Source organism: Enterococcus sp. BWR-S5 (genome assembly GCF_016745255.1).
Taxonomy (GTDB): domain Bacteria; phylum Bacillota; class Bacilli; order Lactobacillales; family Enterococcaceae; genus Enterococcus_L.
The window spans coordinates 34,028-60,307 of the sequence record NZ_JADOEQ010000005.1; the positions used below are offsets into that span (position 1 = coordinate 34,028).

Consider the following 26,280-nt stretch of genomic DNA (forward strand, 5'->3'; position numbering starts at 1 on the left):
CAGTGATTTCTCACTGACATCATAATTCGAGTGTTTTAATTTCTTATTTTACAATCGGTGGAGTTCCTTCCGCGTTTCCGGCGATTGCTTCGATTTGAATCAACGCATTTTTAGGCAGCTCAGATACGCCCACGACTCTTCTGGCAGGGGTGCCGTCTGGGAAGAAGGTACCATAGATTTCATCTACTGCAGCAAGATTGGCGATATCTTTAAGATAGATATTTACCTTCACTAAATCCTCCAAAACATGGTTCACGCTCTCAATAATCGTTTTGATATTTCTCAGGCATTGCTCTGTCTGCTCTTTGATACCACCAACTACAATTTCACCGGTTTGTGGATTCAAAGGCAATTGAGCTGAGATATTATTATAGTGAGAAAAAGCAACTGTCTGTGTAGCTAGAGAGCAAATAGGTGCTTTTGTTGTATTGTTTGCTTCAAGGATAAGTCCGTGTCGGTCCTCAATTGCTTGCGGAGGAGTACCATCTCCATGAGAAACAACCGCTTCGATTTGTACCAGAGCATCCATAGGCAAAGCGGCAGCTGGAACAACTGACCGTGCTGGAACATAGGCTACAGCTCTGGCAATCGCTGAGTCAGGGAAAAAGGTTTTATACACTTCATCGATAGCGTCAATATCTGCCAGATTTTTAACGAAAACAGTGATTTTAACAATATCATCAAATGGTACATCGATGCTTTCTAAAATCGTTTTAATATTTTTCAAGCATTGGCTGGTTTGTTCCCCGATCCCGCCAACGACTACTCTGTTTGTTTTAGGATCAATTGGTAACTGGGCAGAGAGGTTGTTGTAGTGGGAAAAAGAAACTGTCTGCGTAGAAAGCGAATTGACTGGCGCTTTATCAGTATTGTTCGTCAGTTTTATAAGATCCCCGGCCTGCGGAGCATCAGGGATGGTTCCTTCACCATTTGAAAGAAGTGCTTCGATTTGAACAAGAGCATTCATAGGTAGAGCATCGACTGCAACGACAGTTCGCGAAGGAAGATAGGTTGTGAAATATGTCTTATACACCTCATCTACAACCTCGACATCTTTAATATCTGTCACGAAAACAGTGATTCTGATGATATCACTCATTACATGGTGGATACTGTTTGTAATCGCTTGAATATTTTTGAAGCATTGCTCGGCTTGCTCTTTGATGCCACCGGCTACTAATTTACCGGTTTGCGGATTTAACGGTAATTGAGCTGAAAAATTGTTGTAGTGAGAAAAAGCGACCGTTTGAGAAGCCAGAGGATGCATAGGTGCTTTATCAGTGTTCCTTGCTAATACAATGTTATCTTTTGTCATATTCACGTACTCCTTTGATTTTCATTTTTGTTTGTCGTTCAAGATAAAAGTCTAATCTATTAGATAAAGTTAGTCAAGCGCTTTCATTGTTGTTTTTTAAGGGTTTTGTGTTTTTTTTAGAAGAGAAGAGAACATTTTTTTTACTATGATAAATTGATAGAATAGCTAACGTGAAAATCGTCAATAGTTATCTGTCAGAAAATCGGCATTAGTTATGTTAAATTCTACTCAAGCAAGCTGTAGCTCTGTGATTATGTCGCTTCACATAATAGCGAGAAAATATTCAGATGAAATAGTGGTCTTATTGTGGTTTTTTATCTTACTGAGAATAGTGCTTAAATTGCCAAGTTTGATAGGTTGTCTGGCAATACACTTCAACCAAATAAGAACTCCTACTGCAGCTTTATCATCTGTAGTAGGAGTTCATTTATGATAGATGTTTTATAACCTAAATCAATTCAGCTTTTTTACAGAATCCCGACACACGAGCTTTGTGTTAAGAAAAAGCTGTTTTTTTACTAATGATGCTGTCGATCCTTGTTCAATCAGGGAAATCGCTTCTTGAGCAATTTCTTTGATTGGTACATGTACAGTTGTCAGTTCCGGTGTAATGACACGGCTTTCAGAGATATCATCAAAACCAATGACAGATAAGTCTTCAGGTACACGGATACCAAGCTTTGCCAATGTTTTGATGACGCTGATGGCGATGTAATCGTCCTCGCAAAAAACAGCAGTAATTCCTTTAATAAATTCCAAAAACTGCTCCTGTTTGTTTTGGATTGGATTAATTTCCATACCGGGCAGATAGAATTTAGGCATATCTGCAGGAGTAAGACCGAATGAGTGGATAGCTGCTTTGAAGCCTCGTCTACGATCATAGAAATTGTTGATTCTCTGGATACCCTTGATATAGCCAATACTTCGATGCCCCATATCCAGCAAATGTTGCGTGGCATCATAGGCACCAAGAAAATTGTTCATGGTGATTGTATTGCAGTCAAGACTGCTACACTGTGTATCGAGAATAACTAAATTCTCGAAGTGTTCATTGATTGTTTTGATATGAGAAGCAGTCAGATTTGTTCCTAAAATGATAATACCATCGCTGCTGTCATGCTCCTCGATGGTGGTTAACTCGTTGTAAAGAAGCTCCTTTGGCAAGCTGTTTGTCGTTAAAACATGTCCCTTTGCGCCTATTTCAGTAGAGATATAGGAAAGCAACTCCTTGAAAAAGGGCAGCTGGTCATAGTTTTCGGGAACGACATCTTCATTGGTACAGGCGATAAAGCGAATTTTTAATTTGTGCTCTTCTTTTTTTGTCCGTTTTCTTAATGGACTATAGTTATATTTTTCAGCAATCTCCAAGATATATTTTCTTGTTTCGTCACTTACTCCCGGCTTGCCATTCAATGCCAGCGAAGCAGCCGATTTTGATACCTTGGCGAGTCTAGCTACATCTTCTAATTTCATCATTCATTCCTCCGCATGTTCAATTTATCATACAACTGAAAAACAAGCAAATAAATTTAGTGGAATAATTTATCTGTTTTAGTGGTTTTGTTTTATATACATTATTATTTCTTGATTTTCTAGCAGTATACACCATAAAAACCTTTAGTTTACTAAACTAAAAAACATTTTTAATAAAAATTTACTTTGTTTATTGTTTGTTCAGTTGAACGATGCTATTCTGATTTTGAAGAAAGCGTTTCATAATTATTATCGTTGGAATGGAGTTGGAAATAATGGATAAAATCACGATTGGTTTTGCTCCTACAAGAAGAAACTTATTTAGTGCTGAAGCAGCTATTGAGTATGCAGAGTTAACACGAAAGAAAATGGATGATATGGGAATTTCATATATTGATATCCAAGACATCAACCAAGATGGTTTACTTTATGACGATGAAGGTGTGGAGAAAATCGCTGCTAAATTCAAAGCTGAGGGAGTCGATGGCTTATTTTTGGCAAACGAGAACTTTGGTACGGAGTATGCCTGTGCTCGTCTGGCGAAGCAGCTTGACGTTCCGGTTCTGCTATGGGGGCCAAAAGACGAGATGCCGGCAGAGGATGGCTCACGTTTGAGAGACACTCAATGTGGACTGTTTGCGATTGGGAAGGTTCTGCGAAGGTTCAATATCCCGTTTACCTATATGAAAAACTCTGATATTGATTCGCCTGAATTTGAACGAGGGCTGAATGATTTCATCAAGGTTTGTAACGTGGTGAAAACCTTCAAAGCAACCAGGATTTTACAAGTTGGTCCACGACCGTTTGACTTCTGGACCGTAATTTGTAACGAAGGTGAGCTGTTAGAGCGTTTCAATATCTCACTTTCTCCGGTTCCTATTAAGGAAGTTGTTCAGGAGATTGAGCGAATAAAAGCAAAGGAATATGGAAAAATTGCAGCTGTGATGGACTATTTCAAGAAAAATACAGAGGTACAAATTACAGAAGAGCGGCTAGAAATGGTCGCGGCGCTAAAGGTCGCATTGCAAAGTCTTTGTGTATCCTATGGCTGTAATGCAGGCGTTATTCAATGCTGGACAGCATTACAGGACGAAATCGGTATATTGCCTTATGCTTCGTTGTCACTTCTTCAGGAAGAGGGGATTCCCTTTGTTTGCGAAACCGATGTTCATGGGGCGATTTCAGAATTATTGGTTGAAGCAGCGTCACTTGGCGAGCATCGCGCGATTTTTGCAGATGTGAACTGCCGTCATCCTGAAAATGAGAATGGTGAGCTTTTACAACATTTAGGTGTTTTTGCCTTTTCGACAGCAGAAACCAAGCCTATTTTGCCTAAACGCCATTTCGTTTTTGACTATCCTGGTTCTGTAGCTTTTCGAGCAATTAAGGATGAATATACCTTATGCCGTTTTGACGGAGACCACGGCGATTATTCTCTATTGATGGGGACCGGAAAGGGCATCGACGGTCCGTTCAACCAAGGGACATATCTCTATTTGGAATTTGAAAACCTGAATCGTTTGGAGTTCAAGCTAGTAGAAGGGCCATATATCCATCATGTAGCTGCAGTAAGAAAAAATGTTGTACCGATTCTATATGAAGCCTGTAAGTATATAGGAATTCAACCGGATTTTTATGACCCCATTGAAGAAGAAGTCAAAGCCTATTTGAGAGGAGAATAAGGATGGAAATTATTGAACTGAAAAAAAAGGCAATTGACATTCGAAAGGATATCCTTCAATTGGTTTATGAAGCGAAAACAGGACACACAGGTTCTGATTTATCCTGTACCGATATTCTAGTTGCTCTTTATTATCAAGTCATGACTATTGATCCCAATCAACCGCAAATGGCTAATCGTGACCAATATATTCAGAGTAAAGGACATGCTGCCGAAGTTTTATGGGCGGTACTTGCGGATAAGGGATTCTTAAGTAAAGAAGAGCTGCGAACCTTTTCTAAATTTGGGTCACGCCTAATTGGGCATCCAAATAATAAGGTGGACGGGGTTGAAATGAATACTGGCTCCTTAGGGCATGGACTTCCGGTAGCTGTAGGCATTGCCCTTGCCGGAAAAATGGATGATGAATCGTATCATACGTATACGTTATTAGGTGACGGCGAGCTTGCTGAGGGTTCAGTATGGGAAGGTGCCATGGCAGCGGCGAACTATCGGCTGGATAATCTGACAGCCATTATTGATCGTAATGGGTTGCAGATTAGCGGACGATCGGAAGAGGTTATGTCAGTTGAACCATTGGATGAAAAATGGCGGGCCTTTGGCTGGGAGGTACTGGTCGTGGATGGAAATGATATGGAGGAGCTTGTTCAAGTACTTTCCGAGCCCAATCAGCCGGGGCAACCCAAGCTAATCATTGCTGAAACAATAAAGGGGCGGGGCTTCTCAGAAGCAGAAAACCAAGCGGGCTGGCATCATAAGGTGCCGACAGAAGAACAGTTGATAAAAGCGTTAGCTGAGCTTGACCAGCAAATGGAGGTGTTGACCAATGAAGGAAAATAATATAGCAAATAAGCAAGCGATGTGTGAGGTGTTGATTGATGCAGCAAAGCTTGATCCTTCTTTGCTGGTTCTGACAAGTGATTCTCGTGGATCGGCATCACTTGTCGCGTTTGGAGAGGAGCGACCGAATCAATTAATTGAAGTCGGGATTGCTGAACAAAATATTGTCAGTATTGCCGCCGGACTGGCTCATATGGGCAAACATCCTTTTGTTGCTTCTCCGGCATGCTTTCTGAGTATGCGAAGTATTGAGCAGATTAAGGTAGATGTTGCTTATTCCAATAAAAATGTGAAGCTAGTGGGAATTAGTGGCGGTGTCAGTTATGGGGCATTGGGAATGAGTCACCATTCTTTACAGGATATCGCAGTGGCACGAGCAATTCCAAATTTACAGGTCTTGTTGCCGGCGGATCGTTTCGAAACGGTGCGCATGTTTCAGGCACTGATTGATTCGGATGTCCCAGCGTATATTCGTTTAGGTCGTAATCCGGTTCAGGATTGTTATGAGCAGCTGGATTATGATTTTGAAATAGGTAAGGCAGTTACGATGATTGAAGGACGGGATGTTACTTTTATTGCAACCGGTGAAACGGTAAGGCAGGCGATGGACGCAGCGGAGCTATTAAACCGTAAAGGGGTTCAGGCAGAGGTGCTGAATGTTCATTCTTTGAAACCTTTTGATACTTCGGCAGTCTTGAGAACTGCGAGGAAAACAGGATGTGTCATTACAGTAGAGGAACATAGTATTCATAATGGACTGGGTGCCGCAGTCGCTGAAGCATTGGCTGAGGAAACAGGTATCAAGCAAAAAATCGTTGGATTTCCAGACGAAGCTCTTATCACGGGTTCGGGACCGGAGCTATTTCGTTATTATGGATTGGATGGGGAATCGTTAGCTGAGACAGCTAGTGAATTTATCGGTGGCTGACATGGCAGAAAACTATCAAATCGTCCTCGACCAAAGCACATCGGGCACGAAGCTGCTATTGCTCAAAAATGGCAAAATACTTCAACGCTACGATAAAAAGCATAAACAAATATATCCTCAGAACGGGTGGGTTGAGCATGACCCACTCGAAATCTGGCACAATGTGACGGAGCTGCTGGACTTGGTTTTTGAGGAAAATCTATTGGCTTACAAGGATATCTCTGCATTGTCCATCACCAATCAACGGGAAACAATTATTGCTTGGGATAAAGAAACAGGTCAACCGCTTTACAATGCAATTGTTTGGCAATGCAATCGCAGTTCGGAAATTTGCGACAAGTTGATCGAACAAGGTGTAGAGGAGTCAATCAATCAAAAAACGGGTTTGCGGTTAGATCCTTATTTTTCAGGAACAAAAATCAAATGGCTATATGATGAGCTTCCGATAATAGCAGAAAAATCAGGAACAGGTGAGTTGGCAATCGGTACAATGGATAGTTGGTTAATTTGGAAACTGACTCAGGGAGCTGTTTTTGCGACAGATGCTAGTAATGCTTGTCGAACCTTACTGTACAATATCAACACTGACATGTGGGATAATGAACTGATTCGACTATTTGGCATTGCTCCTGGGGATTTGCCGGAGATTAGAAAGGCTGATGCTGAATTTGGTACCTATCATGGGATTCCAATCGTCGGCGTTATGGCAGATTCCCAGGCAGCACTCTTTGGTGAAGGCTGTACGGAGTTTGGTGATGTAAAAATTACAATGGGAACAGGTTGTTCAGTTATGATGCAAGCAAAAAATCGTAGTACGCTGAGAGACCTTCGGATTTTGACGACGACAGCTTGGCAGCAGCAAAAAAACGAGGCTTATGCTTTAGAAGGAATCATTCGTTCCTGTGGCGATGCAATCAATTGGTTTTGCCAAGATGTCACCGCTATAGATGATGTCACTGAGTTGTGTAATGAGGTATTATTAGAACAGAAAGAAGCGTCCGTCTTTTTTGTTCCGGCGTTACTGGGATTAGGTGCTCCTTTTTGGGACAATAACCGGACTGCGGCGTTCTTAGGGCTTACACGAACGACGGCACAAAAGGAGCTGTTGCGTGCCATTCTGGAAAGCATCATTTTTCAAATCAAAGCGGTTATTGATGTGATGGAAGAGGTCTCCGGGGAACAAATCAACCATGTATTTATTGATGGCGGTGTGTCCAAAAACAGAATGCTAATGGAGTTATTGGCTACTCTACTGAATAAAGAAGTCATTGTGAGGGAAGTGGAGGAATTTTCCGCATTAGGTGTAGCGATGTTGGCTAATCCAAGCATACAATCAAGAATGGCAGAGACCAAAATCAACCCATCTGTGAAACAGACAAAGATAGCTTTGGCTTACGGAAAATGGAAGCGTTTGATTGGATAGTGGCGTGAATCAACTGCATTGACGTAACCAGAAAGAAAGGGATGGTGGCGGTGCAAACAGAAAGAATAATGATAAGTGAGACTGCCTATTTTGATACGTATCTTCTTCATAACTCTAAAGAATACAATTGCGGGAAAAAACGTCCAATCGTGATTGTCTGTCCAGGCGGCGGATATGCCTTTACCAGTGACCGAGAAGCGGAAGTGATTGCACTGAAGTTCAATAGTATCGGCTTAAACAGTGCAGTTCTTTGGTACACGACAGGAGATAAAATAAAGAATGCTCCGGCGAATGCATGGGTAGAAGCTGCTCGGACAGTCAATTATATTCGTGAGCGGGCGGAGCAATGGCTAATAGATGAAGAAAATGTAATAATCTGCGGCTTTTCAGCTGGTGGGCATGTAGCCTTGCAGCTGGCAACACGTTGGAATGACCCGAAGCTTGCGGAGCAAATCGGAGTGCCAAGTGAACAACTGAAGGTTAATTTGGCAATTGTCGGCTACCCGCTAGTTTATCAGGAGAAGGCATTTCCTATAGAAGATATGGGTTTTGGAGCGACATTGATTTCAAAGCCGTTGACGGCCAATGAACGATTTTTTGGAGAAAAAAGACCTTCGAAAGAGGCGATAAGCAGCATGAATATACTAAATCACATGAATGAACAGACACCGCCCATGTTTATCTGGCATACGACAGAGGACAAGCTGGTGGAGGTCACACATTCTTTGCAGTTGGGAGAAGCTTTAGCTAGAGCTAATATCCCATTTGAGCTGCATGTATTTGAAAAAGGAGAACATGGATTGGCTTTAGCTGATCGAACAACGGCACGTAAGTCAAGTCATTTGAACCCTCATGTTGCAAAATGGTTTGAGCTTTGTGAGGGCTGGCTGCAACCATACATTGATTGAAAGAGAGAGGAGTGCGTTTAGTGAAATTAGAAGTTTGTTCAAATAATCGTACCTTGCTTCGTGAGGGAGAACATTTTTTCTATCTCGCCGATACTTGCTGGAGTGCGTTTACCAGCATTAAGGAAGACGAATGGGTAAGGTATTTAAAGAAAAGAAAGGCACAGGGCTTTAATACGCTTCAAATTAACATCTTGCCTCAATGGGATCGTAGTCGCGGTATATTCGACTTACAACCGGCCGAGCAAAAGGATGGTCAGTATGATTTTTCTGTTTGGAACGAAGCGTATTTTGAACATGCTCAGACACTTTGCCGCATTGCACAGGACTATGAGTTTACATTGGCATTAGTTGTTTTATGGTCCAACTATGTTTCAGGTACGTGGGCAAGTAGAATGAACAAAGGCAAAAATATTTTATCAAAGGAACATCGTTACTTGTACTACGAAAAGATCATTACCACTTTTGACTCCTTCAATCCTATCTATTTTATTGGTGGAGATACGGATTTTCCAACACAAGAAACAATTGATACGTACGTGGAGGCATTTGAATTTTTTGAGAAGCATTCTAAAGATACGCTGAAAACAATTCATATAAAGGGACGTTTACAGGAAATACCGGAGGAAATCATCGAACATTTGGATATCTACTTGTATCAGTCCGGTCACAATAACGCCTTTTTGAACATGCCTTATCTACTTGCGGAGCATTTTTATCAATTGGAACGTCAACGCCCGATAATTAATTCAGAGCCTTGTTATGAACAGATGGGTTTTGCCCGTCAGGTTTATGGTCGATTCAGTCAACGTGATGTCCGTAAAGCAGCCTGGCAATCTGTATTATCCGGAGGCTGTGCCGGAATCACTTATGGTGCACATGGGATTTGGAGCTGGCATGGGGAGGAGGCAGCATTTGCTGAAGATATCGGGGAAGCATTTGACAGTCCTGTACATTGGGAGGAAGCGCTGCAATTTCCGGGAGCAAATGACTATGGTTTTCTAAAGCAGCTAGTTGATTTACTGCGAATTCAAAATTTAGTTCCTTGTAACGAATATTTGTTAAAAGGAGACGAGCAGATACGGCTGGCGAAAACCGTTGGCGAGACACATTACTTTATATACGTTCCCAGTAATACAACTATCCGACTGGCAGTTGATTTATCTGATTACCAACTTACGTTAATTGACTTGAAGGAAAATCGTTTATTGAAGCCGTCATATGAGGTTGATGGAAATGAGATGGTGTTTAACACACATAGTTGTTTGGAAGATGTCCTGATTATTGCACAGAATAAGGAGTGAAAAAAATGGATAAATATATGGATAGTGTCTTAACTTTTGCAGATAAAATTTCGAATAATAAATACTTGAAAGCTATTTCCAATGGGTTGATGGCGACTTTGCCCGTCAATATTATTGGTTCGATTGCGCTGTTGCTGGCTGTATTGCCAATTGAAGGCTGGAAAAACTTTATCGCTTCAATCAATCTCGGCGGTTATTTCTCCGTTGGTTACAGCATGACTGTCGGTGTCATTTCGTTGTACGCAGCTTTCCTAGTAGGGCATCGTCTGGCAACGGAGTTCAATCAATCGGCTGTGCCGGCAGGAATTGTTTCCTTGTTTGCATTTTTAATGATGACGCCGTTGACGACACTGGATGAGACAACTACCTTGGACATGAGTAAACTAGGTGCAGAAGGTCTATTCACCGCGATGATTTGCGGACTCGTTTTCGCACGAATCTATTGCCTGATTTTGGAAAAAAACATCTCAATCAAAATGCCGGCAGGGGTTCCTCAGTTTGTGTCGGATACATTTGCCGGATTAATTCCAGCTATTATCGTAGGATTCATTGCAATCATTATCAGTTGGTTATTCAGCTTTACCACTTACGGTTCATTCTCAGATTTTGTGTATCAGCTGTTGGCATCACCGTTGCAAAGTTTATCTTCCAGTGTAGGATCGTTAGTCTTTATCGTTCTTATTCAAATGGTTCTATGGTTCTTCGGTATCCACGGTTCATTGGTTGTTGGAAGCTTTATTACAGCTCTCTACCTGCCAATGGATGTTCAAAATATGGATGCCTTGGCTTCAGGCGTTGCTCGTTCGGACTTACCCAATATTTTGAGCAAATCCTTCTACGATTTATTTGCCGGTATCGGAGGCGCGGGAGGTACATTATCTCTGATTATTGTCATTTTGCTGTTAGCTAAATCAAAACAGTCAAGAACAGTAGCCAATCTAAGTGCAGTCCCGGGGATGTTTACCATTAATGAACCGATGATTTTCGGCTTACCGTTGATTCTAAATCCACTCATGGCCATTCCGTTTATTTTGACACCGCTTGTTCAAACCTTGGTTGCGTATTTGGCAATTTGGAGCGGGTTATTCCCAAGGTTGAGCGGTATCCAAGTACCATTCGGCACACCAATCTTTTTGAACGGCTTTTTAGCTGGCGGTTGGCAAATTGCTTTGCTGCAAATCATTTGTGTTCTTGCAGGCTGTCTGTTGTACCTGCCATTTGTAAAAATTATGGATAAAGAAAAAGTGAAAAGTGAAGAACAAGCAGCAGCAATGGAAGCCAGTGAAACAGAGTCTGAAAAGCTGTCAGTTGATGGAAAAACAGTATAGAAATGCGTGAACTACTTGCTGATTATTGCTAGTGGAGCGGTGAATAAAAGAGGCACGAATCAGAACGAATGCTGGTTGTGTCTCTTTTTTTATGAAAAAGATAAAGAACTATCGCTAAATTGAATAGAGTCACTGCTAGAAGCAATAGGTTTTACCATATTTTCTGACAAAGAGTGAATATAATCTGTTGAATGAAACAAGCTTGCCGTTGCTTTTCTGTCTTTCTTACTGTTGTTTTGTTATAGTTTAGAAAAAGATATAGGAGGGGCGCATGATGAATAGTAAACTCTTGTTTCAAGCACTAAGTAAGTTTTGTTTAGGGCTGGTAGTAATTGGTCTACTCCTGTTTCTTCCGGCGGGTACATTTCAATTCTGGAACGGGTGGCTTTTAATAGGAATATTATTCGTACCGATGTTTTTCCTTGGAATTATTTTATTGTTTAAAGCACCTGGGCTATTAGCTAAACGCTTGAATACAAAGGAAAACGAGAACGAACAGAAACAGGTTGTTCTTTTGTCTTTTGTGATGTTTATGGCGGGTTTTATTGTTTCGGGTTTGGACTTTCGGTTTGGGTGGAGTCATTTATCATCATATGTTGTTATTTTTTCAGCCATTCTTTTGTTGGCTTCCTATGGAATGTATGCGGAGGTTATGCGGGAAAATGCTTATTTATCACGAACAGTTGAAGTGCAAGAAAATCAACAAGTGGTGGATACAGGTTTATACGGTATAATCAGACATCCGATGTACACTGCAACGGTTATTCTATTTCTTAGTATGCCGCTTGTTTTAGGCTCGATTCCGGCGTTCATTATTTTCTTGATTTACCCGTTTGTATTGGTAAAAAGAATTAGAAACGAGGAACAGATACTTGAACAAGAGCTTTCAGGATATAAAGAATATACAAAGAAGGTACGTTATCGATTAATTCCTTTTATTTGGTAGTAAAAATGTAACACTTTTGATAGAAGAAAAAATGCAGAAACGCAAGAAATTTATGCGGAGCTGTGTTTTTTTTGTTTTTGTTTAAAAATAAATAATTTGTAGGCAAAAATAAGCTAGAAAATAGTATTGTCTGGTGGTATTATCTTAATGGGTGAAAAATAAGATGAATAGTTAGCTTGTTTAAATGATTAAATGTTTTTTGAAAGGAAGAGACACATTGAAAAAGGTATCGACATTTGTTTTTTTATTTGGGATGAGCATCATGGTAACTGGCTGTTCTGCAACGAATCAAAGCCAAACGGCAGCATCAAGTACAACAACTGCTGAGAGTACTTCATCCTCTGCGGAAGCAGAAGAGCACCTTGATTATGACAACCAGGAGGAGTGGGAATTTACAGCCGGTCAGATGCAGTCACCGATTGATATCTCTACAAGTAAGGCTCAGGCAATGACAGAGGATAGTGGGACGATTGTGCTGGACTATGATTCAGATGTTGCAAGTGTAGAAAATAACGGCCACAGTATTCAGGTTTCTGATGGAGGAACTGCACAAATTAATGGTAGGAACTTTACATTGACACAGTTTCACTTTCATGCACAAAGCGAGCACACAGTAGATGGCGAACACTATCCGATGGAGGCGCATTTTGTTAACACAGCTCAGGATGGTCGAATTGCTGTTGTGGGCGTTTTCTTTGAAGAAGGGGAAGCAAACAAGGGCTTTCAGGAAGTGCTTGATGATGTCGAAAATGAAAAGGATGATCCAATCACCGATTTAGATGATATGTTGCCAAGCAATAAGAGCTACTATCATTACTTGGGTTCGCTGACCACACCACCATTAAATGAAAATGTAGAATGGTATGTGCTGGAGCATCCGGTGGAAATTTCCACTGAACAAATTGAATCTTTTAAAAAGTTATATTCCCATAATAATCGCGAAGTACAACCGCTAAATGAACGCGTGATACTTAAATATTCTGAGTAATAGAATTGAAAGAGCTGATACCCGTATTCGACTCGGAAATAGGGTATCAGCTCTTTTCATCTATTTAGATAAATTTAGCTACAATGTAATAGGCAAATATTTGTTATCTGCCGACAATAAAAGTCAGCTCGCATTCGCAGACCTTCTTACCGTCAACATAAGCAGTTGCTTGACCAATCCCCACAAAATCCCGCAGCTTTACGATTTCGAAATGCAGTTTAAGAACATCGCCGGGCACGACCTTTTGTCGGAACTTCGCTTTGTTTATACCGCCTATATAGGCCGTTTCACCTTTAAATTGATCCATCTTCAAGATTAAGATAGAGCCAACCTGTGCTAGCGCTTCAATAATCAAAACACCCGGCATTGTCGGATTTCCCGGGAAATGTCCTTGGAAAAATTCCTCATTAATTGTTACGTTTTTTGTAGCAATAATCTTTTTATCAGCAATTATCTCATCGACGTAGTCAATAAAATAAATCGGATATCTATTAGGAATTAAGTCCATTATTTCAGTTACTGTCATTACTTTTTCCATATTATTTATCTCTCCATTTCTTTACACAGATAACAGCATTATGTCCTCCAAATCCAAATGAGTTGCTAATGGCATAGTCAGCTTGGATTGAACGAGCGCCTTCAGTTACATAATCAAGGTCGCATTCTGAATCGGCAATTTTGTATCCGATAGTTGGGTGGGCAACATCATCTTGAAGTGTTTTTACACAGGCGATTGCTTCAATACCGCCAGCTGCCCCTAAAAGATGTCCGGTCATACTTTTTGTACTTGAAATAGGAATATTCTTTGCCTGTTCACCGAAAACACGTTTGATGGCAGTTGTTTCTGCAGCATCATTGGCAGGTGTCGATGTTCCATGAGCATTAATATAGCCGACGCTTTCCGGCTGAATATCAGCTTCAGACAGCGCCATCAGCATGGCGTCAGCTGCACCGCTGCCATCCTTTAAAGGAGCAGTCATATGACTGGCATCGCAGTTACTGCCGTAGCCCACAATTTCTCCGAGGATTTCAGCTCCTCGTTTTTGAGCATGCTCCAGCTCTTCAAGAACAAGCATGCCTGCTCCTTCACCCATGACAAAGCCTTTGCGCTCTTTATCAAAAGGAATGGAAGCCCGCGCCGGATCATCCGTTGTGTTTAAGGCGCTTAGAGCAGCAAAGCCTGCAATACCAATCTCACAGATAGTTGCCTCAGTACCGCCGGTCATCATAATGTCTGCTGTTCCATACTTGATTGCTCGAAACGCTTCACCAATCGCGTTGGTAGCAGAAGCACAAGCAGTTACGATTGTTTGAGATGTACCTTTAGCGCCAAGTCGAATAGAAATATTTCCGGAAGCCATATTTGCGATAACCATAGGAACGAAGAAGGGGGTTACCCGTTTAGGCCCCTTTTTATCCATTACTCGAACCTGATCCTGTAAGGTCGTCATCCCACCGATACCGCTGCCGACAATCACGCCAAAGCGTTTTGCATCAATTGCTGTTTCAGCAAGACCACTCATTGACCAAGCCTCTAAAGCGGCTGTCAGCCCATACTGAGAGAAGAGATCCATTCGTTTTTGTTCTTTTCTATCAAGAACATCACTGGGGTCAAAGTCTTTTACTTCTCCGGCTAATGATACGCCGATTTCATCTGAAGAAAATTTTGTGATTTTTTCTATGCCCAGCTGCCCATTTTTTAGACGCTGCCAATATTCTTTTACTGTATTGCCGAGAGGGGTTACTGCCCCAATTCCGGTTACTACAACTCTTTTCATAGGTTCCTCCTAAATAGTTTGATTTTCAAAGTAATAATTCTTTTATTAACTTATACTTTTGTTAATAAGTCGAGTTAAATAGTTTGACTTTCAAAGTATTATCGTTAATAATGCAGACATTAAAAAATGTCTGTCGTCTTTTTTTATTCTCAATTATGAAATGATATTATCATTCACAACCAGATGATACCAGTTGTGTTTTCATTCGTCAACTTAATTAATTTAAGAACATCTTATATTTTATCTAATTGTTACTTTATTCACAAATGATAATTATTATAAAAACGAAAGTGAATGGGATTTTTTTATGCCGGAAGTGCGAGTACCACTTGTGGAGAAAAGACTTGTAATCAAGTTTATTTATTACGTTTAAAAGCAACGTTTTTCCACTTGTTTAGACATGCTATAATGGAAAAGCATGAGTGATACTTTAAGCGAAGTGACTGTGAATGAAGTGAGGAAAATTATGAATATTTTAATTATAGAAGATGAGAAAAATGTAAGAAATGAGCTCAAGCTGCTGTTGAAAAATGCTTTTTATGAAGTGTTGATGATTGAGCATTTTGACGGAGTGGTAGAACAAATTTTGGCTCATTCGCCTGATTTAGTTCTATTGGACTTGAATTTGCCGAATCAGAATGGCCAGGAAATTTGTCGTACCTTAAGGCAAGCATCAACTGTGCCGGTAATCTTTCTAACAAGTGATAATCATGTAATGACGGAACTGGATTGTATTTTAATGGGTGGCGATGATTTTATTACAAAGCCCTACACTCCTTCCTTACTTTTGGCACGGATACAGGCGGTTCTTAAGCGAACAGTCCATCAGTCAAATGAACAATTTGTAATGACACATAGAGGAGTGACCTTGAACATCAGCACATACAAGGTTTCATTTAAAAGTGAAGAGATTGAACTGACCAAGACGGAGTTTAAACTGCTTCATTACCTGTTTCAAAGAAAGGAAGAGGTCGTTCCCAGGATGGATATCATTGTTTATCTTTGGGACAACGATGTTTTTATTGATGATAATGCCTTAAGTGTTAATATGACTCGATTAAGAAATAAGCTGGAAAATCTTGGCATCTCCGGATTTATCCAAACGAAACGAGGAGTTGGTTATCAGATATGACTCTATTTCGCTATATCCATGACAAGCTGCTGCTGATTATTCTAAATTTTTCTGGTCTATTGCTATTGTCCTTTTATTTGCTCACTGTTGGAAATACGCTCCTCACGATTATTTTAATTGATCTTATTTGGGGAAGTGTGCTGTTTATCTATCTGGGGATTGATTACTATCAACGTCAACGCTATTTCAATGGTATTACCAGACAAATGGCTCAATTGGATAAGCCATATCTGATTTATGAGCTGATGGAGCATACGTGGCGTTATGAAGATGAACTGCATAAAGAGATTCTGCGAGAATCGACGCTTTCTGCAATGGAAGCAATCGTTTCGCTGGAAGAAGACCAAAGTGACTATAAGGAATTTATTGAAGCTTGGATTCATGAAGTGAAGCTGCCGATGACCAGTCTACACTTGATGAGTGCTGAGATGAAAGGGAATGCAGCGAGGAAGCTTGAGACTTACTTGATTGATTTGGAAAACCAAGTGGATCAGGCTCTTTTTTACGCACGAAGTGATTATGTCCATCAAGACTATCTTATTCAAGAAGTTTACCTGCAGGATATTATTAATGAGCTGATTAAGAAGAATAAGTATTTGCTGATTCACAATCAAATGCAGGTCACCGTTGATTGTGAAGTTATGGTCCATACCGATAAAAAATGGCTGACCTTTATCGTCAATCAAGTGCTGTTCAATGCTGTGAAATATAAGAAAGCCGATTCCGGAGAGCTTTCTTTTCGAACGATTTCTACAAAGGATAATACCAAGCTGGTAATCCGAGACAACGGAATCGGTATCAAGGCGCATGAGCTGCCGCGGATATTCACTAAAGGGTTTACAGGAACAAATGGCAGGGATGCCGGAAAAGCGACAGGCTTTGGTCTTTACTTGTGTAAGAAGCTATGCGCAAAGCTGGGGTTAACAATTACCGGGGATTCTGTTGAAGAGGAATATACAGAAATAACCATCACCTTGCCAAAAAATAGTTATCTTTCAGAATTGTAACTTTCATGCAAGCTGGATAGATATAACAGAGAGTCGGTTATGACTATACTGAAGCTGTAAAGTTATTTGTTTCTCTAAAAAGTCAGTCCACAACAGGCTTCTTAGGGAAGGAAGGATGATATAAAATGAAGCCGTTGATAAGAATTGATGATGTAGAGAAATATTATGGCAATAAAGGCAGTACTACGAAAGCTTTAAATAGAGTGAGTTTTTCTGTAAGTGAAGGAGAATTCACAGGAATCATGGGGACGAGCGGCAGTGGTAAAACGACATTGCTGAATATGCTGGCGACAATCGATCGCGTCAGTGCCGGCCATATTTATTTTGACAAGCAAGATATCACTTTGCTGGACGAGGACGGTTTAGCGCAATTTAGGAAGGAAAATCTGGGCTTTATTTTTCAGGATTTTAATTTGCTGGATACGCTAACTTTGGAAGAAAATATTACGCTGGCCTTAAGCCTGAAGAGAACAACAGGAGCAGTAGCGGAACAGGCAGAGCGGATGATGAAGCAGCTTGGTATTTATGAGCTAAGAGATAAATTTCCCTATGAAGTATCTGGTGGGCAAAAGCAGCGGTGTGCCTGTGCGCGCGCGTTGATTACTGTACCAAAGCTGATTTTGGCGGATGAACCGACGGGAGCATTGGATTCGAAATCTTCTGCAATGCTTTTGGAGACGATGGAGAAAATGAATCAGGAAATGGCTGCGACGATTTTGATGGTTACCCATGATGCGTTCAGCGCCAGCTACTGCAATCGAATATTGTTTCTTGGGGATGGAGAAGTCTTTCAAGAGCTGTATAAGGGAGAGCGGACCAGGCGAGAATTCCTGAATGAGATATTGGATGTATTAGCGACTATTGGAGGCGATAGTCATGCTGAATAAATTATCCTTTAGAAATGCAAGAAGGTCTGTGAAGGATTACCTTGTTTACATTATTACGATGACAATCATTTCGTCACTGATGTTTGCCTTCAACGGCTTGCTCTTCTCGTCTTCGGTAAGAGAGCTGCTTAACGAGGTAACGTCCATTGCTGTATTCATCGGCTTAGCTACTTTTTTTGTAGTTATCATTGTTATCTGGCTAACGAAATATATCATTAATTTCATGTTGGAAAAGCGGAGCAAAGAGTTCGGCACATACTTGCTGATTGGGATGGATAAAAAGCAGGTAAGCAGAATGTTTAAGCGAGAGCACCTGTTGCTTGGTACATTCACGTTTTTATTAGGATTGATTCCCGGTTATTTGCTTCATCTGGCGTTAATTACTATCTTTTTTACGGTATTTGATTCACAGTACCAGTTTGTGGTCGATATAAACATTTATACGTATCTCCTCACATTGGCTGTCTATTTTTTCGCCTACTTCCTTGCATTATTGCGGATAAACAGAAAGTTTAAAAAAATGGAGATTCGCGAGCTGCTTTATCTGGAAAATAATAACGAGGTAAGTACAAAACGAAAAAGCTTGTTTCTAATCAGTCTTGCGTATCTCTTTTTTTTCCATCTGATTGTTTATACCGGTCATGCGAACGTCCAGCTTATTTGGCCGTTGCTGGCAGGCTTGTTTGCTTCAATCTATGGTCTGTTTATCGGTTTATCAGGGTACTTGACCAGCTATATTCAGAAAAAGGGTAAGGCAATTACTCATGAAGCCAATATCTTCATTTTTCGCCAGCTGGCATCGAAAATCAAAACGATGCGTTTTACAATGGGTTCTCTTACGATTTTGTTTGCAGTGACGATTTTAAGCTGGATGTTTGTGTTATTGTTTTCCAGCTATCAAAAAGAGGTATTCGATGGAAATCTGATGGATATCGATGTTTTTTATCTTAAGGATCACGTGGCAACAGATTTCAGTCAGCAATTAGGAACGATAGAAAAATATGGTGAGATAGAGGAATCCTACACTTATCATGTCTATGACAACGACAAACAGACGAAGCTTAATGAGCATTTATATGAAACGGTCAAGGGTGCCTATGATTCGGAAGGACGTAGTGCTTACTTTGATTACGATACATATATGCTGCTTTCCGACTATAATCATTTGAGAGCAATGGCTGGTTTTGAAGCAGTTAGTTTGGAAGATGGGGAGTATCTAATTCAAGGAAAGGAAAAGCTGGTAAATACACTTACTGCGTATGGTTCTGATAATGATTTATCCATCAACAGTGAGCGATTGACATGCCGCCAAGTAATAACAGATCCTTTTTCTCAAAGCGGTATGAATGGTGCAGACTATATTTTAGTTGTTCCAAACAGCTATGCTTCAAGTCTTACACCATACTACAGTATTTTGGCAGCAAATGTGGCAAGTGATTCGATGTACGAAATCGAACAAGCACTTGAAAAGGATTCAGGCTACTTGGAAGATGGAGACATTGAAGACAAGCTACTGGCTATTAAATATGGCACGAGTAGTGAGCAGCTTATTACCTTCAGTACACCCATTTTAGTAAGAGAAAGCTTAGTCACAGAATTGGATAGTGTGACGGCAAGCGCCAGCTTTACCCTAGGGTATGTGGGAATCGTCTTTTTAGTTGTGGCGATGAGTATCTTGGCTGTTCAACAGCTGTCGGATGCTTCTAAGTATAAATACCGTTACCAAATTTTGAAAAATCTGGGCATGAACCGCAGAGAAAGAAATAAAGTGATAGTGAAGCAATTGGCTATTTATTATTTATGTCCGGTAGTGATCGCTACGCTTGTCAGTGCATTCACAGGTGTATTTGCAAGTGACAGCTTCGCTTATTACACAGGCTTAAGCATGTCAGGCGTCTACTATTATCTGATTGCACTAGTTTTATTTTTAGCAATTTTCTTTATCTATTTCTTAGTCACGTATATTAGTTTTGTACGAGCGGTGGAGAAATAGGGGAAGAGTGAGAGGGAAATTATTTCGAGCTTGGGACATTACTCATATCCAAGCTCGATTTGCATATTAACTGATTAGATGATAGTTACAAAGCTGTGAAATGTATGAATCGTGGCTTCGATATTTTATAGGAAAATACGTTACATATGAAACGCTGTAAATAAAAGTGAAAATGCCGTAATGGCTGCTAAGGGCGTCATAACAAAGCGTTCCTTGTTGCTTTTTGACATTAGGTTCATCAATACATTGAGAGCAAAGTAAAGCCCAAACCCAATACAAATATATTTTGCTACAGTATCAGGTAGACCGATAGAAATTACTTTTCCGGCTTGTAAAAGAGTGAGTGCTGCGAAAATCTGAACCGGTATGGAGATGGCACAGGCGACTCTTTTTTTCTTAGGCATGACTCGATCAGCACCTCCCATGGCAAACTCTCCTAATGGAAATCCTAAGGCCAATGTAATATAGAGTAGAGCAACGAAACCAAGCAAACAACTTCCGATTATTGCAACAGTCATTTTATCTTCTCCTTTTTATTCGTTTTTAGTATAAAAATCTTAAAATCATGTAGAAGTAATTAAGAAATGCTCCTTTTTTGTTACTATAGCATAGATTTCTATAAGGAGGATAGCGGTGATTTGAAACGACTGTTATTTTTTACTGAATGATAAGGTTTTCAATAAAATGCACTGAAATCGTTTTTTCGGCTTGTAAATTCAAAAAATACGTGGTATTCTGATTGTGTTAATGGATTGTTACTGTTAGGCAGGCAAAACCAGAATCAACTTATGTTGGCTATATTTAGCTAAAGAAGTAGGCGGATTCTAGGTTTTTTTATTTTGAAATGGGGAGCGTTCATTATGATTATTGAGAAAATTTTGAATAACAATGTAGTGATGGCGCTAAACAGTTCAGGAGAAGAGACAGTCTATATGGGACGAGGGCTGGCTTTCAAAAAGAAGATTGGTGATGAAATTCAGCAGGAGTTTGTTGAAAAAGAATTTGTATTAAAGGATTCTGTACTTTCTACCCAATTTCAACAGCTGTTTTCTGATTTGCCGTCTGAAGAGGTTGAAGTCGTAAAAAGAATCGTTGACCTTGCTGAGGAGAAATTAGAAACAGAGCTTTCTTCAAATGTTTACCTAACCTTGACAGATCATATCCATTACGCACTTGCACGAGCGAGAGAAGGGATTGAGCTTCCCAATCCGTTGAAATATGAAACTCGAAAGTTTTACCCAAAGGAGTTTGATGTTGCAAGACAGGGTATTCAGCTGATTAATGAACAGTTTGATGTAGACTTTGCAGACGATGAGGCTGGATTTATTGCTTTTCATATCGTTAATAGCGAACAAGACAATAACTCTATGGAAGAAACGATGACTGCGACAGAGATCGTTGGCAATGTGTTGACAATTATCAGCCGATACTTCGGTGTACCCTTTGATGAGGACTCACTGAACTACCAGCGGATGGTTACTCATTTGCAGTTTTTCAGCCAGCGTTACTTAAAAGATGAGTTGAACAGTGATGAAGATGAATTTCTTTATGAGTTGGTTCAATCTAAGTATCCAAAAGCATTTCAGGCGGTACAGCGTATCAATCAATATTTAGTGACGAAATACGACAAGCCCGTTGGGAAAGCGGAGCAAACCTATCTGACTATCCATATTCAACGGCTGGTTGGAGAAAAAAACGAATAATATACTACTCAATCATAGGATTGTTACTGATAATGCAGGCTAAACCCGGATTGAAAAGATAAGTGAGTACAACACTGCTTTGTACTACTGTTTTTTCAATTTGGGTTTTTCTTATATATAAAAACAAGAAAGAGGGATAGATTATGAGCAAAAATCAAGAAACAGCCAAGCGTGTACTCACGTTGGTTGGAGGAGAAGGAAATGTCAACAGTGTGGTTCATTGTGCGACACGTTTGCGTTTCAACCTAAAAGATGAAAGCGTTGCAGAAACAGAAAAATTAAAGAATGATCCTGACATTATTCAGGTTGTTCAAAGCGGAGGACAGTATCAAGTAGTTATCGGCAGTCACGTGAGCGATGTCTACAAAGAGCTGTTGGCGCAAAGTAGCTTAGGTGATGCGGGAAATGAAAAATCAGAAGGTTCAAAGGGCAATATTTTCAATCAATTAATTGATATTATTTCTTCCATTTTTACACCATTTTTGGGTGCAATGGCCGGTGCAGGGGTTTTGAAGGGCTTCCTAACGCTTGCATTGACAATGGGCTGGTTAGCCGCTGATTCAGGTGCGTACTTGGTATTATTTGCTGTTGCAGATGGCATCTTCACATACCTGCCGATTTTACTGGCATTTACCGCTGCAAAAAAATTCAATACAAACCAATTTTTAGCCGTCTGTCTGGCGATGGCTTTAGTTCATCCAAGTATCAATGCATTGGCTGGAACTGAGCTGAGCTTCTTCGGTATTCCGGTAATTCTAGGTGCCAGCGGTTATACCTCTTCAGTTATTCCAATCATTTTAGCAGTGTTTGTTATGCAGTATGTGGAACGCTTCTTCAAAAAAGTTATTCCTAATGCCTTGCAAATCATTGTTGTTCCATTAGCAATATTTTTAGTAATGGCGCCATTGACATTCATTTTGATTGGCCCAATCGGAACAGTTGCGGGTAATTTACTTGGTGGAGCATACAATTCTATTTACGGTTTGAGTCCACTATTAGCTGGTGCAGTGATGGGCGGCTTGTGGCAAGTATTTGTTATGTTCGGTATGCATTGGGGCTTTGTGCCAATCATGATGCTGAACCTATCAGAAGCAGGTGGCGGAATCGATTCAATGATGCCAATGCTTTTACCGGCTGTTATGGCTCAAGGAGGAGCGGCATTGGCTGTCTTCTTGAAGAGTAAAGACGTAAAATTAAAAGGTTTGTCACTATCTGCAGCCTTAACTTCTATTTTCGGAATTACAGAGCCGGCAGTTTACGGAGTGACCTTACCGCTGAAAAAACCATTTATTGCCGCTTGTATCGGTGGTGCAGTTGGTGGAGCTTTCGTAGCCTTCAGTGGTGCTAAAAACTATGTCTTTGGTTTAGTTAGTGTCTTCAGTTTACCTGGATTTATTGCTCCGGGATCAAACGATACGTCTGGTGTTGTTTCGGCAGCAATCGGAACGGGTATTGCCATTGTTCTGGCATTTATTTTGACATATGTTTTAGGTTTTGATGACCCAGTACAGGCAAATGCTGCTGAAACAAAGGATGCCGGATTGGAAAATGCTGGAAATACAGCAGTTTCCGGTGGACAGAAAATTGTATTGGCAAGTCCAATTAGTGGAGATATCCTACCGTTGTCTGAAGTGAAGGATGATGTATTTGCGTCTGGAGCAATGGGTAAAGGCTTAGCGATACGCCCAATGGACGGTGCTGTTTATGCGCCGATTGATGGAGAAATTACAACAATTTTCCCGACAGGACATGCTATTGGTATCACATCAACAGAGGGTATTGAACTATTGATTCATATTGGGATGGACACAGTAGAATTAAATGGCGAAGGCTTTGAGACTTTTGTGAAAACTGGTGATAAAATCAAGAAGGGTGATCTTCTGGTGAAATTTGATGCGGCCTTGATTACCGACAAAGGCTATTCTGTAGAGACACCAATTGTTGTAACGAATACCGCAGATTTTATGGATGTTTTAGATTTATCTCAGGAAAATGTTTTACATGGTGAAGATTTTCTGGTAGTTGTTAAATAGAAACGGAGGAAACAGAGCATGAAAAAAATTACAGGTTTTCCCGAAGGTTTTTTGTGGGGCGGAGCAACTGCTGCAAACCAGCTGGAGGGAGCATATCGCGAAGACGGTAAAGGACTTTCCGTTGCAGATGCAATGCCGGGAGGAAAAGAGCGTTTAGCAGTACTTTCCAGTGAAGCGTTTGATTGGTCGATAGATGAAGAAAAATATGTCTATCCGAATCACCGTGGAATCGATCACTATTATCGCTTTAAGGAAGACATCAAGCTTTTTGCAGAAATGGGCTTTAAATGCTACCGCTTCTCCATTGCATGGGCTCGGATTTTCCCGCAAGGAGATGAGCTTGAACCGAATGAAGCTGGATTGGCATTCTATGAGGCGATGATTGATGAATGTTTGAAATATGACATCGAGCCAGTCATCACGATTTCTCACTATGAGCTTCCATTGCATTTGGCAGTAGCTTATGGAGGTTGGAAAAACCGCCAGCTAATCGAATTTTTTGAACGCTACGCAACAACTGTTTTAACCCGTTTCTATAAAAAAGTGAAGTACTGGATGACTTTTAATGAAATCAATTCTGCTTTTCATATGCCTGTTCTGAGCCAAGGTTTGATTAAAAAGACGGGAGCAGGAGACAAACAGAATCTTTTTCAGGCGTGGCATAATCAGTTTGTTGCCAGCAGTAAGGCAGTAAAAATCGGTCATGAGCTTGATCCTGATTTACAAATTGGCTGTATGATTATCTATGCAACAACTTACAGCTTAGATGCGAATCCTATCAATCAGATGGCGACGTTGGAGCAAAATCAAGAGTTCAACTTCTTTTGTACAGATGTACAGGTTCGTGGCGAATATCCGGCTTATACTAGCCGTATTTTCAAAAAATATGGCGTAGATGCTGATACGCTAGAAATCGCTGAGGGTGACCTTGAGCTCTTGAAGAAATATCCGGTAGATTATATTGGCTTCAGCTACTACATGTCTACAGCTGTGACAATTACTGAGCAGAGTGAGGAAGTCGGAGGAAATCTATTAGGCGGTGTACGCAATCCGTTTTTAGAAGCCAGCGAATGGGGTTGGCAGATTGATCCGGAAGGCTTACGTATCGCGTTGGATGAACTCTATGACCGTTATCAAAAGCCTCTGTTTATTGTTGAAAATGGTTTGGGTGCTATTGATAAGGTCGATGAAAATTTCTACGTAGCCGATGACTATCGTATTGATTATCTTCGTCAACATATCCAAGCGATGGAAAAGGCGATAGAGGATGGTGTAGACTTAATGGGTTATACACCATGGGGCTGTATCGACCTTGTCAGTGCGTCAACAGGGGAAATGAGTAAACGTTACGGTTTTATCTACGTGGATTTAGACGATAACGGAGAAGGTACAATGAACCGCTACAAGAAAAAATCATTCAATTGGTATAAACAAGTCATTGAATCCAATGGTAAAAATCTGGATTAAGCATTTAGAGAGAAAATAGAAGAAACGTTTGGAGACTTTATCAGAGGATAAAAGCTCTAAACGTTTTTTTGATTGAGAAGCTTTTAATAAGAAAATTGATATACATGGATGTTTGACTAAAACGGTTATGATACACAAGCTGCATACAGCGGTCTTTTTAAAGGTGAGGGCGATAGGCTATCATTTTTCTCATGAAGTGAATCGTGCTATATTTAGATATGGAGCTGAAAGGATAGACTACTTACTTTTGACTGTTAGACATTAAAAGGGGGAATAAGACATGAAAAGAAATAGTCTGTTATTTTTCATTTTATTATCTATCGCAATTGGTGTTGAGTATGAGCTGAGCAGCTTATCTGATTTGGAGCTATCAACAGGTAAATATTTGGAGCTTTTAAGCAGCTTCTTGCTATTATCTATCTACATCATCCCTATCTGTGCGATGCTTGTCATTTATGCAAAAAGATGGAAGGTTCCCAAATATATTATTCCACTTTCCATTGTTAGCGGAGCATATGGAACTGGTTGGCTTGCAGGTTATGGCAACGATTATTTATTGGAAGGCTTAAAACGATTGCTTGGCAGCTCGAAAGCATTGGAGGCTTGGTCAGCGGCACTGACTGCTCCATTTGTAGAAGAAACACTTAAGCTTTGCTGCGGGCTGATTATTTTGTACCTGTTGAAGCGAAAAAATAGTCAATCTGCTTTTGTTGTAGGTGCTAGTGTAGGGCTGGGATTTCAAATCATTGAAGATATCTCATATATTATAGAGGCGGCACAGGATTCTTTTCAGACTGTTGTGCCCAAAACGTTAGAACGTATTTCAGGCGGTATCAGCTCCCATTGGTCTCTGACCTGTATTTTTACTGTAGCGGTGATCTGTATACTTTCTAAAACCCAGCTTAACAATAAAAGCAAGTGGTTGTGGCTGGTCTTTCCAATTACCATGCACTTCATCTGGAATTCGCCAATCAACGATTTACCATTAATCAGTACAGTTATATCTGCTGTGACAATTATGATTATTATTCAAATGATAACTTTTATAGAAGCAAATCAGAAAAACCAGCACCAACAAGTACGAGTTTTCAAATAGGAACAGTTGGCAGATGAGCATAGTATGGCGCATCTAACCAGCTGTTTTTTTAG

Annotated in this window: 22 protein-coding genes; 17 read left to right on the plus strand and 5 right to left on the minus strand. The window is 40.4% G+C overall.

All coding sequences use genetic code 11. The features are described from left to right. Positions 1 to 43 precede the first annotated feature (43 nt). Positions 44 to 1,315, minus strand: coding sequence for a RidA family protein (locus IW510_RS07845; RefSeq protein ID WP_202058368.1), 1,272 nt, complete (start codon positions 1,313 to 1,315; stop codon positions 44 to 46). A 453-nt stretch (positions 1,316 to 1,768) separates the two neighbouring features. Next, a complete protein-coding gene (locus IW510_RS07850; protein WP_202058369.1) occupies positions 1,769 to 2,791 on the minus strand; it encodes a LacI family DNA-binding transcriptional regulator in 1,023 nt (340 codons plus the stop codon). 272 nt (positions 2,792 to 3,063) lie between these two features. Here IW510_RS07850 and IW510_RS07855 point away from each other — a divergent pair, with 272 nt between their 5' ends. From IW510_RS07855 to IW510_RS07895, 9 genes are all read left to right on the plus strand, one after another. After that, complete coding sequence (locus IW510_RS07855) at positions 3,064 to 4,470, plus strand: L-fucose/L-arabinose isomerase family protein (protein ID WP_202058370.1); 1,407 nt, start codon at positions 3,064 to 3,066, stop codon at positions 4,468 to 4,470. 2 nt (positions 4,471 to 4,472) lie between these two features. Further along, complete coding sequence (locus tag IW510_RS07860; RefSeq protein WP_202058372.1) at positions 4,473 to 5,309, plus strand: transketolase; 837 nt, start codon at positions 4,473 to 4,475, stop codon at positions 5,307 to 5,309. After that, a complete protein-coding gene (locus tag IW510_RS07865) occupies positions 5,296 to 6,237 on the plus strand; it encodes a transketolase family protein (RefSeq protein ID WP_202058373.1) in 942 nt (313 codons plus the stop codon). Before IW510_RS07860 ends, IW510_RS07865 begins: the two co-directional genes overlap by 14 nt. 1 nt (position 6,238) lies before the next feature. Beyond that, positions 6,239 to 7,660, plus strand: a complete 1,422-nt coding sequence (locus tag IW510_RS07870) for an FGGY-family carbohydrate kinase (RefSeq protein ID WP_202058374.1) — start codon at positions 6,239 to 6,241, stop codon at positions 7,658 to 7,660. 41 nt (positions 7,661 to 7,701) lie between these two features. Then, the gene (locus IW510_RS07875) at positions 7,702 to 8,568 is read left to right on the plus strand and encodes an alpha/beta hydrolase (RefSeq protein WP_236674658.1); all 867 of its coding nucleotides are present in this window, start codon (positions 7,702 to 7,704) and stop codon (positions 8,566 to 8,568) included. 20 nt (positions 8,569 to 8,588) lie between these two features. After that, complete coding sequence (locus tag IW510_RS07880; protein ID WP_202058376.1) at positions 8,589 to 9,869, plus strand: apiosidase-like domain-containing protein; 1,281 nt, start codon at positions 8,589 to 8,591, stop codon at positions 9,867 to 9,869. Positions 9,870 to 9,874: 5 nt separating this feature from the next. Continuing rightward, on the plus strand, positions 9,875 to 11,197 hold the full coding sequence (locus tag IW510_RS07885; RefSeq protein ID WP_202058377.1) for a PTS sugar transporter subunit IIC: 1,323 nt from the start codon (positions 9,875 to 9,877) through the stop codon (positions 11,195 to 11,197). A gap of 271 nt (positions 11,198 to 11,468) precedes the next feature. Further along, entirely contained in the window at positions 11,469 to 12,143 is a 675-nt protein-coding gene (locus tag IW510_RS07890; protein ID WP_236674659.1) for a methyltransferase family protein, read from the plus strand. A gap of 217 nt (positions 12,144 to 12,360) precedes the next feature. After that, entirely contained in the window at positions 12,361 to 13,131 is a 771-nt protein-coding gene (locus tag IW510_RS07895; RefSeq protein WP_236674660.1) for a carbonic anhydrase, read from the plus strand. Positions 13,132 to 13,234: 103 nt separating this feature from the next. Here the strand turns inward: IW510_RS07895 and fabZ are convergent, their stop codons facing one another. Together fabZ and fabF are read right to left on the minus strand one after the other, a co-directional pair. Further along, positions 13,235 to 13,669: a 3-hydroxyacyl-ACP dehydratase FabZ gene (fabZ, locus tag IW510_RS07900; RefSeq protein ID WP_202058378.1), complete on the minus strand. Its 435-nt coding sequence runs from the start codon at positions 13,667 to 13,669 to the stop codon at positions 13,235 to 13,237. 1 nt (position 13,670) lies between these two features. Then, on the minus strand, positions 13,671 to 14,909 hold the full coding sequence (fabF, locus tag IW510_RS07905; RefSeq protein ID WP_202058380.1) for a beta-ketoacyl-ACP synthase II: 1,239 nt from the start codon (positions 14,907 to 14,909) through the stop codon (positions 13,671 to 13,673). A gap of 466 nt (positions 14,910 to 15,375) precedes the next feature. Here fabF and IW510_RS07910 point away from each other — a divergent pair, with 466 nt between their 5' ends. The 4 genes from IW510_RS07910 (at position 15,376) to IW510_RS07925 (ending at position 19,928) form a co-directional block, all read left to right on the plus strand. Further along, entirely contained in the window at positions 15,376 to 16,041 is a 666-nt protein-coding gene (locus IW510_RS07910; protein WP_202058382.1) for a response regulator transcription factor, read from the plus strand. After that, positions 16,038 to 17,048, plus strand: a complete 1,011-nt coding sequence (locus IW510_RS07915; RefSeq protein WP_202058384.1) for a sensor histidine kinase — start codon at positions 16,038 to 16,040, stop codon at positions 17,046 to 17,048. Before IW510_RS07910 ends, IW510_RS07915 begins: the two co-directional genes overlap by 4 nt. A 125-nt stretch (positions 17,049 to 17,173) precedes the next feature. Then, positions 17,174 to 17,935, plus strand: coding sequence for an ABC transporter ATP-binding protein (locus IW510_RS07920; RefSeq protein WP_202058386.1), 762 nt, complete (start codon positions 17,174 to 17,176; stop codon positions 17,933 to 17,935). Next, positions 17,925 to 19,928 carry an ABC transporter permease gene (locus IW510_RS07925; RefSeq protein WP_202058388.1) on the plus strand — a complete coding sequence of 668 codons (2,004 nt, stop codon included), beginning with the start codon at positions 17,925 to 17,927 and terminating at the stop codon, positions 19,926 to 19,928. Before IW510_RS07920 ends, IW510_RS07925 begins: the two co-directional genes overlap by 11 nt. 140 nt (positions 19,929 to 20,068) lie before the next feature. On the opposite strand, the gene IW510_RS07930 is transcribed toward IW510_RS07925, so the two are convergent. Further along, positions 20,069 to 20,446, minus strand: coding sequence for a hypothetical protein (locus IW510_RS07930; protein ID WP_202058389.1), 378 nt, complete (start codon positions 20,444 to 20,446; stop codon positions 20,069 to 20,071). 342 nt (positions 20,447 to 20,788) lie between these two features. On the opposite strand from IW510_RS07930, the gene licT reads away from it, so the two are divergent. The 4 genes from licT (at position 20,789) to IW510_RS07950 (ending at position 26,227) form a co-directional block, all read left to right on the plus strand. Beyond that, positions 20,789 to 21,631, plus strand: a complete 843-nt coding sequence (gene licT, locus IW510_RS07935; protein WP_202058390.1) for a BglG family transcription antiterminator LicT — start codon at positions 20,789 to 20,791, stop codon at positions 21,629 to 21,631. 143 nt (positions 21,632 to 21,774) lie between these two features. Continuing rightward, positions 21,775 to 23,664, plus strand: coding sequence for a beta-glucoside-specific PTS transporter subunit IIABC (locus tag IW510_RS07940; RefSeq protein WP_202058391.1), 1,890 nt, complete (start codon positions 21,775 to 21,777; stop codon positions 23,662 to 23,664). Positions 23,665 to 23,682: 18 nt separating this feature from the next. After that, positions 23,683 to 25,131: a glycoside hydrolase family 1 protein gene (locus IW510_RS07945; RefSeq protein ID WP_202058392.1), complete on the plus strand. Its 1,449-nt coding sequence runs from the start codon at positions 23,683 to 23,685 to the stop codon at positions 25,129 to 25,131. A gap of 280 nt (positions 25,132 to 25,411) precedes the next feature. Further along, a complete protein-coding gene (locus IW510_RS07950; RefSeq protein WP_202058393.1) occupies positions 25,412 to 26,227 on the plus strand; it encodes a PrsW family glutamic-type intramembrane protease in 816 nt (271 codons plus the stop codon). The last annotated feature ends 53 nt before the right edge of the window (positions 26,228 to 26,280 follow it).

What these genes read in the sequence shown, in the direction of transcription:
- IW510_RS07845 (WP_202058368.1), bottom strand. Translation starts at nt 1,315, where the DNA reads ATGACAAAAGATAACATTGTATTAGCAAGGAACACTGATAAAGCACCT.
- IW510_RS07850 (WP_202058369.1), bottom strand. Translation starts at nt 2,791, where the DNA reads ATGATGAAATTAGAAGATGTAGCTAGACTCGCCAAGGTATCAAAATCG.
- IW510_RS07855 (WP_202058370.1), top strand. Translation starts at nt 3,064, where the DNA reads ATGGATAAAATCACGATTGGTTTTGCTCCTACAAGAAGAAACTTATTT.
- IW510_RS07860 (WP_202058372.1), top strand. Translation starts at nt 4,473, where the DNA reads ATGGAAATTATTGAACTGAAAAAAAAGGCAATTGACATTCGAAAGGAT.
- IW510_RS07865 (WP_202058373.1), top strand. Translation starts at nt 5,296, where the DNA reads ATGAAGGAAAATAATATAGCAAATAAGCAAGCGATGTGTGAGGTGTTG.
- IW510_RS07870 (WP_202058374.1), top strand. Translation starts at nt 6,239, where the DNA reads ATGGCAGAAAACTATCAAATCGTCCTCGACCAAAGCACATCGGGCACG.
- IW510_RS07875 (WP_236674658.1), top strand. Translation starts at nt 7,702, where the DNA reads ATGGTGGCGGTGCAAACAGAAAGAATAATGATAAGTGAGACTGCCTAT.
- IW510_RS07885 (WP_202058377.1), top strand. Translation starts at nt 9,875, where the DNA reads ATGGATAAATATATGGATAGTGTCTTAACTTTTGCAGATAAAATTTCG.
- IW510_RS07890 (WP_236674659.1), top strand. Translation starts at nt 11,469, where the DNA reads ATGATGAATAGTAAACTCTTGTTTCAAGCACTAAGTAAGTTTTGTTTA.
- fabZ (WP_202058378.1), bottom strand. Translation starts at nt 13,669, where the DNA reads ATGGAAAAAGTAATGACAGTAACTGAAATAATGGACTTAATTCCTAAT.
- fabF (WP_202058380.1), bottom strand. Translation starts at nt 14,909, where the DNA reads ATGAAAAGAGTTGTAGTAACCGGAATTGGGGCAGTAACCCCTCTCGGC.
- IW510_RS07910 (WP_202058382.1), top strand. Translation starts at nt 15,376, where the DNA reads ATGAATATTTTAATTATAGAAGATGAGAAAAATGTAAGAAATGAGCTC.
- IW510_RS07915 (WP_202058384.1), top strand. Translation starts at nt 16,038, where the DNA reads ATGACTCTATTTCGCTATATCCATGACAAGCTGCTGCTGATTATTCTA.
- IW510_RS07920 (WP_202058386.1), top strand. Translation starts at nt 17,174, where the DNA reads ATGAAGCCGTTGATAAGAATTGATGATGTAGAGAAATATTATGGCAAT.
- IW510_RS07925 (WP_202058388.1), top strand. Translation starts at nt 17,925, where the DNA reads ATGCTGAATAAATTATCCTTTAGAAATGCAAGAAGGTCTGTGAAGGAT.
- IW510_RS07930 (WP_202058389.1), bottom strand. Translation starts at nt 20,446, where the DNA reads ATGACTGTTGCAATAATCGGAAGTTGTTTGCTTGGTTTCGTTGCTCTA.
- licT (WP_202058390.1), top strand. Translation starts at nt 20,789, where the DNA reads ATGATTATTGAGAAAATTTTGAATAACAATGTAGTGATGGCGCTAAAC.
- IW510_RS07940 (WP_202058391.1), top strand. Translation starts at nt 21,775, where the DNA reads ATGAGCAAAAATCAAGAAACAGCCAAGCGTGTACTCACGTTGGTTGGA.
- IW510_RS07945 (WP_202058392.1), top strand. Translation starts at nt 23,683, where the DNA reads ATGAAAAAAATTACAGGTTTTCCCGAAGGTTTTTTGTGGGGCGGAGCA.
- IW510_RS07950 (WP_202058393.1), top strand. Translation starts at nt 25,412, where the DNA reads ATGAAAAGAAATAGTCTGTTATTTTTCATTTTATTATCTATCGCAATT.